The following is a 17705-nucleotide window of genomic DNA, read 5'->3' as shown; positions in this document are numbered from 1 at the left end:
TCAAGACACAAGACACAAGATACAAGACATAAGATGTAAACGAGAGGCGAGAGACGAAGATAGCTTAACCCAATATTTTTGAAACTGTTCACTTATGTGTGTCGGCTAACTTTACAAAAGATGAACAAGAGAAAGCCTTTTTCGCCGAACCTGTCTACCCATAGGTAGTGGCATATTTTCAACTTTATTTCGCCCAAGCATATTTCATCTCAAATCGCTCTTATTTCTTATTTCTTGCATCTTGTTTCTTGCTTCTTGCTTCTTGCTTCTTGCTTCTTGTTTCTTGCTTCTTGTTTCTAATCTCTCGCTTCTATCCTTCCCCATAATCCACATGCGGAAACTTATTGACATCAGCGACTCGGATTTTAATAGTCCCTGATTTCAATTCAGCTTGGCAAGTTAGTCTTTCCTTGGAAGTCAATCTACCATTTTCTCTATAAAAAATCTCCCTTTCTGTAAGTTCACTCAGATTCTCCATACCCTCCACGACGATCATTTTGCAAGAAGTACACCTACCTTTTTTCCCACAAGCATGCATCCAATCGATGTAGTTTTCATGAATTAATTCTATAACTTTACAATCGGTTTCTAGAGTCTTTATTTCTCGACTGTATAGATTCTCTATGATGATTTTCAGCATGATTTATGCTTCGATTATTTTAAATTCCCAACTTATGAGTGTTAAAATTAACAGCAAATATTTAGAAAACTATGCACTGGAGTTTTCGAAGAAGATAAGTGAGAAGTATTTTTCATCAAAAAAATACATCACTGGTTCTGAGATCTTGAACCTTACACCAAGCAAACAGGTGAATTACTTTGTGATAAAGTCCCTTTTCGAGAACTGGCAGATTGAATTAGAAAAACTTAAATCGAGTCCATATTTTGATTATAGAGACAATCATGTTCATCAAGCTTTGCAAGATTTCATGAATATTCTCTCTCGATCTATCAAGATTGACAGGACTAATTTTGAACCTTTGCTGATGGAAGCAGTCGCTTTTTCTATCATTTTAGCTTTGGATCCCATTACATTTTACAAAAGTGAATTTGAAAAGCTGGAAGGTCACCAGGTAAATCAATTTTTGAAAGAAAATATGAAGTATTTCAAATGGCATGAAACTTTGGTCAGCAATCTAGTAGATCGGGCAGGAATGTCTCAAGATACAGCTGCATATAAAAAAGTACTATTCAACAATTACGAAGTTCAAAAAGACCAACTCCAAAGGCCAGAAGAGCTTTTAGACGTATTGAAGGAGGTGTTGTATTTAGATTACGACATTTTATTTGAAAGAATAGAGGCTAAAGTTGAAGCAGCAGAAAGCTCTTCAAATACCCCTATCGATTCTCCAGGGCAATCAGTAGAGACTTCTCAAAGTGAGTCCAAGGAAAGTTTCAAAGAGATTCAAGAAGGGGAAAATTTAGAAAAAATAGAGGATTCAAAACCTGAACTTGAGGAAGACACAGATATAAAAGAAGAGTTTGCGACAGTTGAAGCACCAGCTACAACACAAGCATTCAAGGCAGTAGATCCCAGTAAGGCTATAGATCCACTTCAGACATGGGCAAGATTTGAATCAGAGCAATACAGCATCATGAAAGGCACTATCCATGAGCTATCGGAAAGTGTAGGTATCAACCAGCGCTTTATGTTCACTAAGGAGCTATTTGATGGAAATCCAGACTTGATGAAACATGCGCTAAAATCTATAGATCAATGTGATAGCTTTATGGAAGCTGTACAACTCATCAATGAGCGATATGTAGGTGAATTGAGCTGGGACAAAAATTCAGAGCCTGTGGATGAGTTTCTTCAGCTGATTTTCAGAAAATTTGATCAAAGGGGTTAATTCCCCTTTTTTTATGAGAATATTTAAGTCTATCAAAACACAAGAGGTACCATTTAGCATCACATCCCTCCAAGGTTTTTACCTTTATGCTTAGAATGTTGAGCACTTTTAGGTGAACCAATAACCTGTGAATTGTAGATCCCAGCATGGCCACTAAACAAGTAGGCTATAACACAAGCCACGCCAATAAAAATACCTGAATCAGCTCCAAATAGCTCAATCCCCATTAGGGTGCAAGCTAATGGTGTATTGGTAGCCCCTGAAAATACCCCCACAAACCCCATCCCTGCTAGCAATGCAACTGGTAATGGAATCAAAAAAGACAAGGCATTACCCAAAGTGGCTCCTGTAAAGAACAATGGTGTAACTTCCCCGCCTTTGAATCCCGCCCCCAAAGTAAGTGAGGTCATGCCGATTTTGGCTAAGAAATCATACCAAGGGAGGTCTTCTGAGAAAGCATCTACGATTGTAGGAACACCTAACCCAATGTACTTTGTAGTGCCCATAGCGAGCACCAACAAAGCAACCATCCCCCCCCCAAAAACAGGCCTTAATGGAGGATATTTGATGATTTTCTTAAAAAAAGCAGCCCAAAAGTGAGTTGCTTTCGCAAATAGTCTTCCTGCAAGACCGAAGCAGATACCCGCAAGAATAATCCAAATCAATACCTGCATTGACAATTCTGGGACTGCGGGGATTTGATAATGCGTATGGTGAACATCCCAGAAAACTGCACAAGTATAATCTGCCACATATGCACCTATAAATGCAGGCAATATTGACTCGTACCTTATCCTTCCAATGACAAGCCACTCTAGCGCAAAAACTGCACCAGCCAAAGGCGTACCAAAGACTGATGAAAAACCCGCCGCTACCCCAATCGTGATCAAAATTTTACGATCGTCTTTGGTCAATTTGAGCCATTTTGTAAACTGATCAGCTATAGCTCCTCCCATCTGTACAGCTGTACCCTCTCTTCCAGCAGATCCACCAAACAAGTGCGTCGCTAATGTCCCAAACAGCACCAAAGGCGCCATCCTTAAGGGAATTGTTTTCTGAGGATTGTAGAATTCTTCCAGTAGTTGATTATTCCCCTTGACTACACTTTCGCCATATTGATGATACACCCATCCTATCAAGAGCCCACCAAGGGGTAACAAAGCAATGATCCAGACATTAGCCTCTCTGTAGTTTGTCATCCATTCCAGAGCCACTAGAAAAAAAGCGGATGCAGAACCAGCCAACAAACCTACCATAGTGGCCAAAAGCAACCATTTTACGGTGAAAATAAAATTAGGAATAAACTCTTCTTTAGAAAAATCTTTGATTTTCGAGAAAGAAACAACCTGCTTCAACATGCTAATAGGTTAAATGACTTCAATCATTGATTGAAATGCGATGAATAAATAAGTTGAAGTAGGAGTCATCAGCACCAAAGTGGGCGGTTATCAGGCGGAACCCCATCGCCTTATAACGCAAATTTAATCCTTTAGAATATAAATCCAAACCCAAACTCTACCCTGTCCCCTTCAGCTAGGGCTTGCACACCATTAGCCAAGTTTTTTCGAAATTGATAATTTGCTTTCAATACAAGATTCTCCTTTAGATTAAAATTAGTCCCTAGTGTCCAAATTCTAAGATTGTTATGAACAAATGAGACATCATTAGGATTGCCTATGGGTATAAGTCTATTATCAAAACGTCTATGGGTATCCAAACGCTCAAATCTCAAAAACACTGGCAATTTAAATTCTTCCGCATTATACAAAAAGCCCTCTCTATGCCTTCTCACGGGCTTAATCAGAGGCAACAAGTCATAACCCAATTCAAAAAGATAACCCATGGTTTGATCTCCAAGAATTTGAGATGTACCGTTTTCATTAAGTGTCAATTGTGCAATATCATCTGTACCTCCTAGACTTCCCAAAGTACCTACTGTAACAAATCTCCATGGGCCACGCTCATACTTAGCATATCCAGTACCTATACGCACAGGTGCTTCCACCGTCTGCTCTTGCCCATTGACAAGCACTGTTTGCTCTTGTCCTGAATTTCCAAAAAAACCCGAGACACTCAAAGTAGTATGGGGAATTCCTGAATAATTCAGCTGAGGTGTAAAAGATAAAGTCTTTGGAAGTCCGAAAGTGATCACCCTACCCTGTCTGATCCATGAACCACTGAGGTATTCGGCGGCATTTAGGCCTTGCGAGATTCCTAATGCATAGCTCAGATCACTTGTGAAATTCCCATAAAACATAGCCCCAAATTCAATCCATGTCGTCGGAGTAATCAATCGCTCAACCTCTGATCGATTTACAGAATAAAACATCACCGGCTCGTCGTTATTATTGACATAACCTATAGGAAGAGGAAAATAACCTACCCTAGCCTTCAGGTAGTCTTTCCATAAGTAATCAATAAATGCCTCAAACAAAAATTCTGTGTGACCCTCGCTATTACCGTCGTGAAGATATTCAATCTGGGCTTCTGAGTTCCAAATGATCTTATCAGTAATCCGGTATCCAAAAAAAGTCGCAAACCTGTATAAATTGGTATAATACAATTCTAAATCACCCGCACTGGTATTTTTGGGCCCTATGTAATTGACAGAGGAAGCTTCACCAAATCCTGAAATCGAATACCGCTTCTCTGAAAAAAAGATCTTTGAAGCAGCTAAAGCTAGTCCAGGTTGCTGTTGATAAGTCAATTTCTCGACTTTGAGTCCTTCATTTTTTACACTGTCCTGTTGATTTTGGCAAAACACAGATAGATTGATTAAAAAGATCAAAAAACTGCTCAGTAATATTTTTTTCATTTTTCTAATAAATTTTGTGCAAAAAACTGCAAATATTTTTCCTATAGAAAGGAATTTGGTTAAATTTTAGTTAAAACTAAACAAATACCATGCAAATACTCTTTAAACATAAAGCTAAAACGCCATGAAAAAAATTTTGATTACTGGAGGATCAGGTCTTATCGGACAGCGAATTACTTTACACTTAGAAAAAAAAGGGCATCAAGTCGCCTGGCTGAGCAGATCACCAAAAGAAAATAAACAAAAATCATTTTTTTGGGATATCGATCAAATGAAGATAGATTCCGAAGCTATCGAATGGGCTGACATCATCATTCACTTAGCAGGCTCTGGGGTGGCAGATAAGCGGTGGACAGCAGAAAGAAAACAAGACATACTTCAAAGCAGAACCCACTCTACACAATTAATCAGGCAAGCAATTGAAGCAAGTAAGAAAAAGCCTAATAGCTATATAGCAGCCAGTGCCGTTGGGTATTATGGGTTTGACACGGGTGACAAATTGATGATTGAGACCAGTCCATCGGGTCAAGATTTTTTAGCTCAAGTAGTGACAGCTTGGGAGACTGAGAGTGGAAAAATTGAGAAACTAGGTATCAGAACAGTCCTGCTTAGGATCGGTATTGTACTTGATAAAAATGGTGGTGCTCTAGTCGAAATGCTCAAACCTCCCGTAGCAGCTCCACTTGGGAATGGCAAGCAATGGATGAGCTGGATACAGCTAGAAGACCTTGCAAGAATGTTTGTCTTTGCAGCGGAAAATGAAAGTGTAGAGGGCATTTTCAATGCCGTAGGACCTAAACCTAGCACCAATCACACGCTTACTCAGGAAGCTGCAAAAAAAGTCAATAAGACATTTGTAAACATTGGTGTACCAGCCTTCATACTTAAAGTCATGCTAGGTGAAATGTCACAGATGGTACTAGGAGGAAATAAGGTTTCTCCAAAAAAAATAGAAGAGGCAGGTTTTCAATTCAGGTATCCTGATCTAGAATCAGCACTGGCCAAGACCTACAGCACGGGAGGTGGTGATTAGAGGACATACTTTTGATGAATAGACATTCTCTTTTCATCAAAGAAAAAACATCACTGAAGTACCATCATATCAAGACAAAAAAAAGCAGCAACTGATGCTAAAGGTAAAATTATCCACCTTTAAAAACGATCAATCGCTGCTTTTTTCTGTTTCAAGAAGCCTAAAATACTCCCAAGACCTATTTTGAATTACAGTTGAGCTTTTTAAGTTGCATTCAATCTATTCAAGATCAGCTAGTGCCCTTTCTACCAAAAAGGAACCACAACAGCGTCCCCAAAAGTGGCAAAAACAGAACTACTAAGATCCAAACGATCTTATCATTACCTCCACGAAAATTCCTCGTCAACACGTCATAAATGGTGTAGGCATATATCAAAAGGCCTACGATTCCTAATCCAAACATATTATTATTTATTTAAAGGTTTAAAATATTTTTTCTTTTGTCCTGGCGCTACCACCCAATAAATAACAGCTCCAACGGGATTGGCAAACAATATTATCAATATCCATATCAGCTTCATGTTTTCTTCAATAAATGAAGACTGAGTGGCATTGACCAAAGTAATAATCCAAAATACTAGGTATGCAATACCAATCATCATACCAAAAATTAACAAGAAGGAATTTAATCCACCAATCATGAGTAAGTCCATGTGAATGTTGTCTGTTCAAGTAAGAAATAGAAATATAGAAATGATGCTAGATGATTTAGAAAAATCAGCAACAGCAACCAAAGCAGATTCGTAGAATTATCTTTAAATTCGCTTTTCCGATATTCAACCCATGCCCATTTCCTTTGCTTAGCATACTTCAATAGATTAACTAGATTCAGACTTAGCAAAAAGATCCGGAATATTAAATCCATCAATCTTATCGTTAAGCCCCTATATGCAAGCTTGAAATTTACCGAATATTGTAAAAAAAATCTACTTTAAAAAATAAAGAAGCACCAAACCACAAAAAATCATGAGGAAAATTCGCCTTGTCTTGAGTTTATGTTTATTCAGTAGCATTGCATTTTCTCAGACAGATATTTCATATTTTCTCCCAGAAAACACAACTTACAATTCTTCAATACCAACCCCCAAAGAGATTTTGGGTTTTGAACTTGGAGATTGGCATGTATCACATGATCAGGTGGTGATGTATATGAAAGCACTGGCTCAAGCCTCCGACAGGGTAATCATCCAAGAAATCGGAAGGACTTATGAAAAAAGACCACAAATCAATGTGATCATCAGTAGTCCTGAAAACTTGAAAAATCTCGAAAAGATAAAAGCTGAAAGAAAAAAACTTCGCTTAGCAAATCTAAACATCAATATAGAAAATATGCCCGCAGTGGTTTTTGCAGGCTATGGTGTACATGGAAATGAGGCATCTACCACTAATGCATCTCTTCTCGCTGCTTATCATTATGCTGCAGCTCAAGAATTGAAAACTGACCTTGAGAAAATTGTTATCATCATCGATCCATCTCTGAACCCTGATGGATATAGTCGATTTGCATCATGGATCAATGCCAACAAAAGTTATCATTTCTTAGAAGACCCCGCACAAAGAGGTCTCCATGAACCATGGCCTAGCGCAAGGACAAATCACTATTGGTATGACCTCAACAAAGATTGGCTTCCTCTAGAGCAAGTGGAGTCTCGCAATAGAGTCGCAGTCTTTCAAGATTGGCTACCCAATGTTCAGTTGGATTTTCATGAAATCAGCTCAAATATAACTTACTCTTTGAACCAAAATATCCCTTTCGTATATCACCCATTGATCCCTGATAAAGTCCAAGATATGAAGCGAAAGATAAGAGATTATAACAAGAGCATGCTGGATAGTGTAGGACTACAAGGCCATAGCCAAGATTACCTCGATAATTTTTACTATGGAAAGGGTGCCACTTATGCAGATATACAAGGTTCTGTTGGATTATTTTTAGAGCAGGCATATTCAAGAAGTCAGCGACAAGAGCAAGTTTTGGGTATTGGTACTTTTGAAAATAATATACGGAATCATTTCACGAGTACAGTTTCTTCCATAAAAGCCACGATGGAAATGCGGAAGGAACTGAATAGCTACTTAAAGGAATTCTATGCCGAGGCAAAAAAAGAAGCAAATAATGACACCAATAAAGCGTATATTTTTGGAAGCTCAAAAGATGGTCATAGTGCTACTTCATTGGCTACCATGATCACCCATCATGGCATCAATGTCTTCACCCTCAATGAGGACATCATAGTAAATAGTGTTCCTTTCGAGAAAAACAAGTCCTTTATCGTCCCGCTGACACAGCCACAATACAGGCTTATCAAAGGGATATTTGAGGAAAACACCAGCCTTCAAGATAGCATCTTCCAAGACATCACTGCTTGGACTATGCCCATGGCATACAATTTGAAATCTATGGCCCTTAGCAGCCGTATCTTAAACTTGGCAAGTGTGGAACTCATCGACAAAGATCATGCTCAAGTCAAGGGTGAACTTATAGGTGATGCTGAAGCTAATGCTTTCGCATTTGAATGGAATGAATACTTAGCTCCTAAGGCAACCTATGAATTGATGCGGAAAAATTATTCAGTAGGTGTAAATCACCAAGAGTTGGAGATTTCCAAGGACTTAAAGTTTGATCGTGGGGCTATTGTTATTAGTAAAGTTGGTGCCGATTCTTCAACTGTAGCAAACTATGAAGACTTGAAGGAGGTGGCTGAAAAATACGGAATAGATATCCATGCTATAACAACAGAGACATCAGATGATGAAAACACCAATATAATAAGCCTAGATCTTCTACAAACGCCTAAGGTAGCCTTGCTAGTAGAGGAAGGAGTGGATGGTCAAGAAGCAGGAGAAATCTGGCATCTTCTCGATCAAAAGCTCGGCATACCATTGACGCTTTTCCCTATCGGTAATCTTGATGAAGCAGATCTATCCCGCTACAATATTATCATCATGCCGAGTGGAGACTATGAGCAAATGAGTGGACCAGCCGTGGAAAGTCTCAAGGAATGGATCAGCACGGGTGGTCTTTTGATCGGAAGAGGAGAGGCACTTGTTTGGTTAAATCATCATAAGCTAGCCAACTTTTCATTCAAACCAATGCCCCCTATTGTGAATAATGATTCTACAAGTTATGCTGACTACAATGCTGCATTAGGAGCAAGAATGACTACAGGTGCTATTTTTCATGCTCAATTGGACCGAAGTCATCCATTGGCTTATGGTTATGAAACTGATGATATATACACCTTTAGAGACAACAACTTATTTATGATCCCTAACAAAAACTCGTTAAGCAACCCAGTTATCTACACAGATAATTCAATAGCCAGTGGATACGTACATCCTTCTAATTTGGGTTTGATCAATGAGTCGGCTATAGTCCAGATCAATAAACTTGGTGAAGGCCGTATCATTGGTTTTGTAGACAATCCAAATTTCCGTGGGTTTTGGCGTGGCACAAGCAAGCTCTTTATCAATGCCTTGTTCTTTGGCCATACCATTGAGCTGGGAACGGGGAGGTAGAGAATGGGTGTCTTTAGTCCCGATAGCTATCGGGATTAGATTTTAGATTTAGTAGGATAGATGATGATGTTCTGTTTCGTGGAGATTAGCTTATTGGTGATTTGTTGGGTAGGTGTAGGTAAACGGCTAAGTTTATAGACGAGGAAAATCATCAATACAAGGGCAAACACAAAGAAGTCTTTTTTTACAATCCTTAAGCAAAAGAACCCTTCGAGGGTTAATCTTTTTCTAAATCCATAGGTCTAACTTGATCAAATGATATTAATTCAATCTTGAACCCTCGGAGGGTTTTTCCTATAGGCGATTTCCTTGAGGGTAAACATTGAAAGCTAACTAATGCAAAAAATCAACCTTAATTTTGAAACTAAATAAACTTTACATATATCTATCATTATTAACTTTTATAACACTATTTTAATCTTAACTTATTATTTATGAAACTAAGTTTTACTCCCCCCCCGAACAAACAACGCTAATGTAAGAATTTTCAGTTTGGTCAAAAAGATTTGGCTAGCAGTCGTTTTACTAATTGCAGTATCTTGTCTAGATCAACAGGAAAATCTTCAGCTTACCGAGCTCGATCAGCTTAAGACCATTGAATTAAAAAACTGGTTCGAAACTAACAAAGCGGAATTGCTTGCTAAAGAGCAAGTTCACAATGCCAGAATGATTGACAAAAACCTGATCCTTCCGTTTTTTGAAAAAGAACCAGACTGGTCAAAATTTAGTGAGTACTATTTCCCAGATGGTCGAAAAGTATATGAAATCAACATCAGTCAGCAAAGTGGTATCATGCCAACTGAATTTCATCAACAATACGGAGATCGCTCAGATGAACTTATAGAAGAAACTATGCTATTCGTAGAAAAAAACGATGGAACTGATGGATATGCTATCCTGACTGCAAGGTACTTTAGCTATGGCGAAAAATCAAAGGGAATGACCTACCACAAGATCCCAAAAAACTGGTCTGGCAGAATTGATATGTTTAGTTATGGAGAGAAGCATTTGATTGGGTTTGAGGTAGAGAAGGGAAGATTATCTAAACATTTTTATTATCAAACTGAAGAACCTGAAAAATCAAACCATACTGCAAACCTGTATATGACTTATAATTGCTCTGGTTACTGGTTTGATTTCCCTTTTCACGGTTTTGGTGAAGGTCATGTCAATTCGCTTCAATCCATTTGGGTAAACAGCTGTACAAGTTCTTTTATCAATTACGGAGAAGGACAAAACATCAACTCCCCAATGCCATCCAGCTCAGCACCATCTGGAAATGGAAGACCTAATCCTGAATTTGGTGGCGGTAGTGGTACTGGCAACAACTACCCTTTTCCTGGCTTTGATGTTCAGATTGACATGAATGGTTTAACAAACTGCCATCAATTACTCATCAATACACTAATTGGCAGTACTAAAGAAGAATTCAAAAAGATATTTGAAAAGTTCGAAGGCAATAGTTTGCTTGTTGACATGAATTTCAATGTGAAATTTAAATATGTTAACAGTGGCACAGCAACTGCCTGGACTCATCCTCAAATACAAAACAACGCAGCGGTGATTAACATCCATCAAGGGAACAATGCTGGAGCAACAGATTTATCTATAGCACGTACAATTATGCATGAAATGCTTCACGCCTATTTATTATTTATAGAAAAGTTTCCCCAATCAGACCGAAGCCTTAATGGGCTATTGAATGCTTATTTAGATAAATACAATGTTTCTGGAAATGTAAATTACAATGCTGCTCATCATAATTTATTTGTGGAAGGTGCGTTTATAAATGACATAGCGGAAGAACTTAAGACTTTTGCATCATCATTGAATTATCCCCAAAGTCTCCTTAATGATGAACAATTCTTCAAAGACATGGCATGGGGTGGACTTCAAGATACGGATGTGTACCAACAAATGACATCAGCTGAACGGGACAGAATATCCAGAAGATACTATGCAGAGCGAAATGGGATCACTTATCAGGGAACTGCACCTAAAGGAGATAAAGCATGTCAATAGTTATCAAATTTTTTAGTTATTTATTCCTAATCAGTCTCTTGATTTCCTGTGGAAAAGCTGCAAAGAATGATTCCGAAACTGAATTTACAGTATCGACAGAAGACACCATTCAAGTCCACAAATTCATAGATCATATTTTTCTCCCAATAATTGAAAGGGATACAATAGTCTTTTTGGTTGAAGAAGCTGTCTTTGACTGGAGCGTTAGAGTACGGGAACTAAGTGTGGCAAAATTACAAAATTTGAACCAATTCAACGAATTACAGCAAAATACCGGTAGATATTTTAGGGAGAAAAGTAAGTCTGTGCTCGATGTGTTCAGCGGAGAAGATGAGTTTCAAAAGGTTTGGAAAATGTCATCTGACAAGTTTACATTTCAAAAGACGGATCTTCCCAGCGGATTACTACTTTTGGAAAAGGAGTATGTTCTACACGCTCCCTTAGCACAAATGGACAGCCTTAAGGAAGGTAGTATAAATACTTTGAAATACTATGAAATCTCAAAGCCAGTATTCTTTGGCGAAGCAGACCGATTTTGTTTCCTTTATTGGTCGAATGCTTTTTATTCTGCTGGTATAGGATCGGGAGGTAGTTCTATTGTAATCTACGAAAGAGACAACGAGGGATGGAATGAAGTGGTAATAATCCCTTTATTCATGTACTGATAATTCTCTAGAGAGGGTCTCAAAGTTATAAGGAGATTGTTATAGATGGATTCGAATGGAGCTTGAAGAAATGCTGGCCTTGATTTAATTGAAATCAATTTATATATACAAAGCCCTGAAGATCCTTCAGGGCTTGTTGTTGCAGGGGTCTGCGGATTGTATTTAACCTTTATAATTCACACTCCAATTTCCAAAATTCTTTTTGGCTTTAAGCATTAATTTAGTCTGTCGACTTCCTCTGAGCTACCACTTCTATTGGCCACGCGGAAGCTTTCTCCTCTGGCAAACTTGTATCTCAAAGTAAATCTCACACCTTGATTGCTTCTATATTGTCTGAAAAAGGTGTCTATCTGGTCGAATTGCACATCGGCTCTGATCACTTGGGTTCTAAGCAAATCCGTGCCATTTACAGTCAATGAAAGCTTGTCCTTCGCAAATGTCTTTGTGATACCAGCATCTATTCCCCCCATAGCTCCGATAGTAGCCTGACCCCAAAGCATTGGACTCATATACATCCCTATCAATTCTGCTTTGAATCCTTTTGGCAGGATGAAATTATGCTGTGATCTCGCCATGTATGAAACCTGATCCACGTCCAAGAGTGCATCTCCAATTTGAGACTTCCACTTGGCATAGTTCACTTGTACCATGTTGCTGGTATTCCACCATGGGGTAATCTCTACTGGGATGATTCCTCTGAAATTTACATTTTGAGACCTGTCCAAGTTGGCATTGTAAGTCGTGGTCGTCCTGCTTTCTACATCCTGTTCGAAAATCTGCTGAAACACATCCGTAGTCAATGAATAACCAAGACTAAACTGATAAGCTCCTTTGATGACATGGTTCATTTCCAAGTTATGAGCATATTGAGGTCTTAAGTTTGGATTCCCTCTCTCTGTGGTCAATGGGTCAATGTAGAATACAAATGGATTAAGTAACCTGTAGTTCGGTCTGGTAATTCTTCTGTTAGCGTTGTACACGATTTGATAGTCTTTGCTTACCTTATGCTGGATGAACATGCTTGGGAACAAATCGAAGTATTGTTGGGCATTCTCTTGGCCAAGGGTGACCGATGTACCTAGGATATCAGAATACTCTCCTCTCAACCCAGCTTGAAAACCTACTTTATCTGAAAACTTACCTTTGTATGAAGCATAAGCTGCTAGCACATTTTCATTGTAGATAAATCTATTGCTATTGGGATCTGTGACAAAAGGACCTTCCGCAACCGATCTACTCAAGTCTAAATTGTTATCAGACTTTACCCAGCTTCCCTTCACTCCAGTCTCTAGCACCCTTCCTTTTCCAAATGGCTTGGTGAAGTCTACTTTTGCTGTGAAAATATGGTAATCCATGTTGTTGATATTCCTGATTCTGTCAAAGTCCGCTTGGTCCTCAGCCTCATTGACCCACACATAATTACCTAATACTGCAGTAGCATCTGAATGCATTTTGGTGTAATCTATGTCGGTTGTGATTTTAGTACCCAAAGTATCAAGCAGGCCTACGTAGTGAAGGTTTCCAAACAACCTGTATCTACCATCTTCGCTATCATTGATAGATCTGAGGAAATCTCTGTCCGTAGTCCCCGGGTTGGTTACTTGTGTCAAAGCTCGACTTACATCATTTCCACTTGACTTAGATGCTTGCACACTCATTCCTACACTGTGATTTTTATTGATTTCATAGTCTGTGCCACCGTTGAAGAATAGGTTTCTATTTCTGGTAGTGATTCGACTATCTTGATCAAAGACTGACAATCCTTCTGGTAATAGAAAGTTTCTTTTTATCTCCAAATCATTGAATACAGCGTACTCATTGTAGTTCAAGCTAGCATTATTGGTCCATTTTCCTTTTTTCACATTGAGGGTAAGCCCTGTGGTAGGTGCAAACTGTCCATTGTATAGTCCTCCTACTTGAGCACTTCCAAATACACCATCAACATTCCCTTTTTTCAATTTGATATTGATCACTCCTGCAGCACCTTCAGCATCAAATCGTGAAGTTGGATTATTGATGATTTCTAAGCTTTTGATATTGTCTGCGGGCATAGCTCTTAGAAAGTTTGCTAAATCTTCCGCGCTCATGTAAGACGGTCTATCATTGATCATCACAGTCACACCTGACCTCCCGTTCAAGTTGATGTTACCATCTTGATCTACATAGATCCCTGGAGATCTTCCGATCACATCAAGGGCTGTATTTCCCTCGGCCATTACAGTACCTTCGATATTCACAGTAGTCTTATCAGGCTCAATGATCACTTCGGGTCTATTAGCCCTCACTGTCACTTCGCTCAAAGAGGAAACCTCCTCCTGAATACTCAATGAACCCATATCCAACCTATCTCCAGCTTTGATTTGGAAGCTTTCAGTCTTCATCGTTTCGAAACCAATGGAAGAAACGATCAAGCGTACTTTTCCAAATCGGCTTGTTTCGATTGAGAACTTACCTGCATCATCACTCACCGCACCCGTAATCATGGATTCAGATTCTGCATCTACGAGCATCACATTGGCAAAAGGTAATACTTCACCTTTCTGATCCTTGACTTGACCGAAGATGAGACCAGTCTCTTTGGCGGCTGCATTGCTTAGTCCCATGAGGAAAAAACAGAAAATAGTAAAAACTTGGATAGTAACTTTCATTGGTATTCAAATTATGTGTCTGAGTTATTTCTTGTACACTTCCTAATGAAAAAGCAGTGCCAATAGAAAAATAAACACATAATTTATTGATTATTAGCTATTTAAAAAAATACAAAAAAGAACAACCTGTCCCAATACCGTACAGTTTCAATGTCCACTTTCTGAACAGTGGTACAAAAGTATCATGATGTTAAGGCTTGAAAATCCCTATCATGTCTTCAAATAAAATCCCAATAAGATCTCTTGCATAGGCAAACCCTTCGTCAGGTAATGCATCATTCAAGTCAGGCAGAGGGTAAGATTTTCCATATTCCAACGTCTTGGCATCATATACGTCAAGAAATCTTTGACCAGGAAATTTTTTATCCCCAACATTAGAAATCAAGATCAATTTATCTTGAAAAATAAAGCTATCTAATACTAATTCATCAGCATTGTCTAACATCACACCTGATCCAATCTCTAAAACCTTCGGCAAAGGGAAGTCTTGTATATAAAAAAACCCGTAGGCTAACACCAACGGGTTTCAAATATATAGCAACAACAAATTATTTCGCAGCGGCAAATCTTTTGCTTACTTCATCCCAGTTCACTAGATTCCAAAAAGCACCAACGTAATCAGGTCTTCTGTTTTGATAGTTTAGGTAGTAAGCGTGTTCCCATACATCAAGGCCAAGGATTGGTGAGCCTTTCTTCTCAGCTACATCCATCAATGGATTATCTTGATTTGGTGTAGAGCATACACATAGTTCTTTACGCTCATCTACACAAAGCCAAGCCCAACCAGAACCGAATCTTGTAGCAGCAGCTTTATTGAACTCTTCCTTGAAAGCATCAAATGATCCAAATTTAGCATCGATAGCAGCTGCCAAGTCACCTGTTGGCTGACCGCCACCGTTTGGTGCCAATACAGTCCAGAACAAGCTGTGATTATAGTGACCTCCACCGTTATTTCTCACTGCTGCATTTGAACCAGCCACTTTCATCAATTCCTCTAAGCTCTTCCCTTCAAGGTCAGTGCCTGCGATGGCATTGTTCAAGTTAGTAACATAAGCATTGTGATGTTTTCCATGGTGGATTTCCATTGTCTTAGCATCGATGTGCGGCTCTAGCGCATTAAAATCATAAGGTAGTTTTGGAAGTTCAAAAGCCATAATTTTTATAGTTTAATAGTGAATAATAAAATTAATTTCTTTGTATAAACATACATCCAATAAACCCAGCCTTCCCAGAAATAGTTCTTGATATCCAAGAAAAAGCTCATTTTCTCAAATTTTTAAAGAAATCATCAAGTAACTGCTTCGATTCATCAGCCATCACACCTGTGAACACCTTAGTCTTAGGGTGCAAAAGCTTCGGCTCTACCCTACCATATCCTCTTTTGGGGTCTGTAGCCGCAAAATGCAGCTCACCTAATTGAGACCAAAATGCGGCCCCACCACACATCACACAAGGTTCTAAGGTTACATAAAGCTTACATTCCGTGAGATATTTTGCCCCCAAAGCATTGGTCGCAGCTGTAATAGCCAACATTTCAGCATGTGCTGTTGGGTCCGTAAGCTTTTCAGTCTGATTATAAGCTCTAGCAATCACTTTATTGCGACACACTATTACTGCCCCTACAGGCACTTCACCTTCCTCAAATGCAATCCGAGCCATCTTCATGGCTTCGTTCATAAAATATTCGTCCGTGTACATCTCCATGATATCTCAAAAATACAACAATGATCTCAAAGACAAGCATAAAAAAGCGCAGTGGATAAACCGACTGCGCTTATAAGTTATCTTTCAATGAGATCTCGATGAAGCAACCAAATCTCATAAAATACATTCACGTAGATTAGAAAATAAGGTCAAATATCTCTTTCCTTACACCTTCATTAATGATCAATGCAAGTATCAGGGACACCAACAATCCAATCAGAGCCCTGATGATATCTTTTCGCGCCAATCTATAGGCACGTACTAACCTGGCTCTCCTTTTTGTCAACTTCTTAGATTTAGCCAATGCAATAGACAATTCTCTACCTCCTAATAATCCAATAAATACCCATGTGGTACTCATCGGAACATTACTTATCATTTTGAAATAGATCAATATGATGGCATAAACTAAATCCACTATAGTTGCAGCTCTAACGTCAGTGACTCTAGTTTTTTCATTGACAATACCTTGTATCCTATCCCCTTTGAGATAAAACAAGAATCCTAGACCTAAAAATACAAAACCAGTGTACGCTACAAATTCCCATACATTTAACTGACGAGGAAGGAAAACAGCAATATTTGCAGCATCCTGCATGATCCATACTGCCCAGAGTGTACCAGAAGTGATCCATTGAAGTACATACCAATAAGGCTTTGCCTGACCCTTAAGATAGGTTTTAACGAATTTCTCCAAAGTAAACCACACCGCTATTGCAATCACAAAAGCCAAAAGATACCCCAAAAAACTTTTTTGCATAACACTTACTATAGTGCCTGCTTTGTAGGTAAACACATTGAGCAATAGGAATGTCGTAGATACTGGCATTCTCATACGTGTCATTACCAAAAGAACAATAGGTGCAGCTAATTGTAAGAAAACAAAACTTGTAGGTGCTTCTTCAAGTCCCGGTACTTGCAGTCTTTGATAACTTACATCACCGTTGTATGTAAACCAACTGAATGTTACAGTGCCAACAAAAATCAGCCCCATAAACAACCAAAGCCAATACCACTTTCTTTCTTGATTGGAAGCTATGAAAGTCCCGATGGTCTGTATACTATCATTTGCGATCGCTGAATATGCAGCAAGCGCAAATCCAAACCACATAGCTGCATAAGTATATGGAGTAATGATACCTGCTATAGTTACCAGTATCAAGGTGATAATTAAAAATGACTTTTCTTTTTTCGTAAAATCAAAAAGTGCGTAAGATACCTTGGATAAGGCGTCCTGATTAATGTTTTGATCTTTAAGCTTGGCCATAATATTTTGTGGCTTATGAGTATTTTCAGTCACAAAGGTAAAGAAGATTATTTGGCTTAAATGTTAACAAATTGTTAAGACAATGATACCATTTCTTAACAGGCTGAACCTTACACGCTAAATGGGGGAATATGGATAGTTACAGAACTAACTTAAAAATTTCAGAGAATCTACGAGATAAA

General features: G+C 38.7%; 15 protein-coding genes and 1 riboswitch. Of the genes, 5 read left to right on the top strand and 10 right to left on the bottom strand.

The features are described from left to right. Positions 1–310 precede the first annotated feature (310 nt). Entirely contained in the window at positions 311–640 is a 330-nt protein-coding gene (locus MM214_RS17775) for a 2Fe-2S iron-sulfur cluster-binding protein (protein ID WP_241297520.1), read from the bottom strand. Between the two features lie 34 nt (positions 641–674). Here MM214_RS17775 and MM214_RS17770 point away from each other — a divergent pair, with 34 nt between their 5' ends. Further along, complete coding sequence (locus tag MM214_RS17770; protein ID WP_241297519.1) at positions 675–1850, top strand: hypothetical protein; 1176 nt, start codon at positions 675–677, stop codon at positions 1848–1850. A 59-nt stretch (positions 1851–1909) separates the two neighbouring features. On the opposite strand, the gene MM214_RS17765 is transcribed toward MM214_RS17770, so the two are convergent. Both MM214_RS17765 and MM214_RS17760 read right to left on the bottom strand, forming a co-directional pair. Further along, on the bottom strand, positions 1910–3208 hold the full coding sequence (locus MM214_RS17765; protein WP_241297518.1) for a voltage-gated chloride channel family protein: 1299 nt from the start codon (positions 3206–3208) through the stop codon (positions 1910–1912). A 52-nt stretch (positions 3209–3260) separates the two neighbouring features. Then, positions 3261–3327: riboswitch (Fluoride riboswitch) on the bottom strand. A 12-nt stretch (positions 3328–3339) separates the two neighbouring features. Next, positions 3340–4665 (bottom strand): hypothetical protein, encoded by a 1326-nt coding sequence (locus MM214_RS17760; RefSeq protein ID WP_241297517.1) that lies wholly within the window; start codon positions 4663–4665, stop codon positions 3340–3342. A gap of 124 nt (positions 4666–4789) precedes the next feature. Here MM214_RS17760 and MM214_RS17755 point away from each other — a divergent pair, with 124 nt between their 5' ends. After that, positions 4790–5698: a TIGR01777 family oxidoreductase gene (locus tag MM214_RS17755; RefSeq protein ID WP_241297516.1), complete on the top strand. Its 909-nt coding sequence runs from the start codon at positions 4790–4792 to the stop codon at positions 5696–5698. A gap of 229 nt (positions 5699–5927) precedes the next feature. Here the strand turns inward: MM214_RS17755 and MM214_RS17750 are convergent, their stop codons facing one another. Together MM214_RS17750 and MM214_RS17745 are read right to left on the bottom strand one after the other, a co-directional pair. Beyond that, entirely contained in the window at positions 5928–6101 is a 174-nt protein-coding gene (locus tag MM214_RS17750) for a PLDc N-terminal domain-containing protein (protein WP_241297515.1), read from the bottom strand. A 4-nt stretch (positions 6102–6105) separates the two neighbouring features. Next, on the bottom strand, positions 6106–6351 hold the full coding sequence (locus MM214_RS17745) for a PLDc N-terminal domain-containing protein (RefSeq protein ID WP_241297514.1): 246 nt from the start codon (positions 6349–6351) through the stop codon (positions 6106–6108). A 313-nt stretch (positions 6352–6664) separates the two neighbouring features. Here MM214_RS17745 and MM214_RS17740 point away from each other — a divergent pair, with 313 nt between their 5' ends. The 3 genes from MM214_RS17740 (at position 6665) to MM214_RS17730 (ending at position 11904) form a co-directional block, all read left to right on the top strand. Continuing rightward, positions 6665–9217 (top strand): M14 family zinc carboxypeptidase, encoded by a 2553-nt coding sequence (locus MM214_RS17740; protein ID WP_241297513.1) that lies wholly within the window; start codon positions 6665–6667, stop codon positions 9215–9217. A gap of 492 nt (positions 9218–9709) precedes the next feature. Beyond that, positions 9710–11239 carry a hypothetical protein gene (locus MM214_RS17735; protein WP_241297512.1) on the top strand — a complete coding sequence of 510 codons (1530 nt, stop codon included), beginning with the start codon at positions 9710–9712 and terminating at the stop codon, positions 11237–11239. Further along, positions 11230–11904 carry a hypothetical protein gene (locus MM214_RS17730; RefSeq protein WP_241297511.1) on the top strand — a complete coding sequence of 225 codons (675 nt, stop codon included), beginning with the start codon at positions 11230–11232 and terminating at the stop codon, positions 11902–11904. The genes MM214_RS17735 and MM214_RS17730 overlap by 10 nt, the downstream gene beginning before the upstream one ends. Positions 11905–12119: 215 nt before the next feature. Here the strand turns inward: MM214_RS17730 and MM214_RS17725 are convergent, their stop codons facing one another. The 5 genes from MM214_RS17725 to MM214_RS17705 form a co-directional block, all read right to left on the bottom strand. Next, entirely contained in the window at positions 12120–14552 is a 2433-nt protein-coding gene (locus MM214_RS17725) for an outer membrane beta-barrel family protein (RefSeq protein ID WP_241297510.1), read from the bottom strand. Between the two features lie 190 nt (positions 14553–14742). Beyond that, complete coding sequence (locus MM214_RS17720; protein ID WP_241297509.1) at positions 14743–15069, bottom strand: hypothetical protein; 327 nt, start codon at positions 15067–15069, stop codon at positions 14743–14745. Between the two features lie 31 nt (positions 15070–15100). Next, positions 15101–15706, bottom strand: coding sequence for a superoxide dismutase (locus MM214_RS17715; protein ID WP_241297508.1), 606 nt, complete (start codon positions 15704–15706; stop codon positions 15101–15103). A gap of 106 nt (positions 15707–15812) precedes the next feature. Next, positions 15813–16256: a nucleoside deaminase gene (locus tag MM214_RS17710; RefSeq protein WP_241297507.1), complete on the bottom strand. Its 444-nt coding sequence runs from the start codon at positions 16254–16256 to the stop codon at positions 15813–15815. A 136-nt stretch (positions 16257–16392) separates the two neighbouring features. Next, positions 16393–17523: a hypothetical protein gene (locus MM214_RS17705; protein WP_241297506.1), complete on the bottom strand. Its 1131-nt coding sequence runs from the start codon at positions 17521–17523 to the stop codon at positions 16393–16395. Between the last annotated feature and the right edge of the window lie 182 nt (positions 17524–17705).

Origin of the sequence: Belliella kenyensis, from assembly GCF_022549675.1 — a bacterium.
GTDB lineage: Bacteria > Bacteroidota > Bacteroidia > Cytophagales > Cyclobacteriaceae > Belliella > Belliella kenyensis.
The sequence above is the reverse complement of the archived record's forward strand: the minus strand, read 5'-3'. Positions and strand labels throughout refer to the sequence as shown.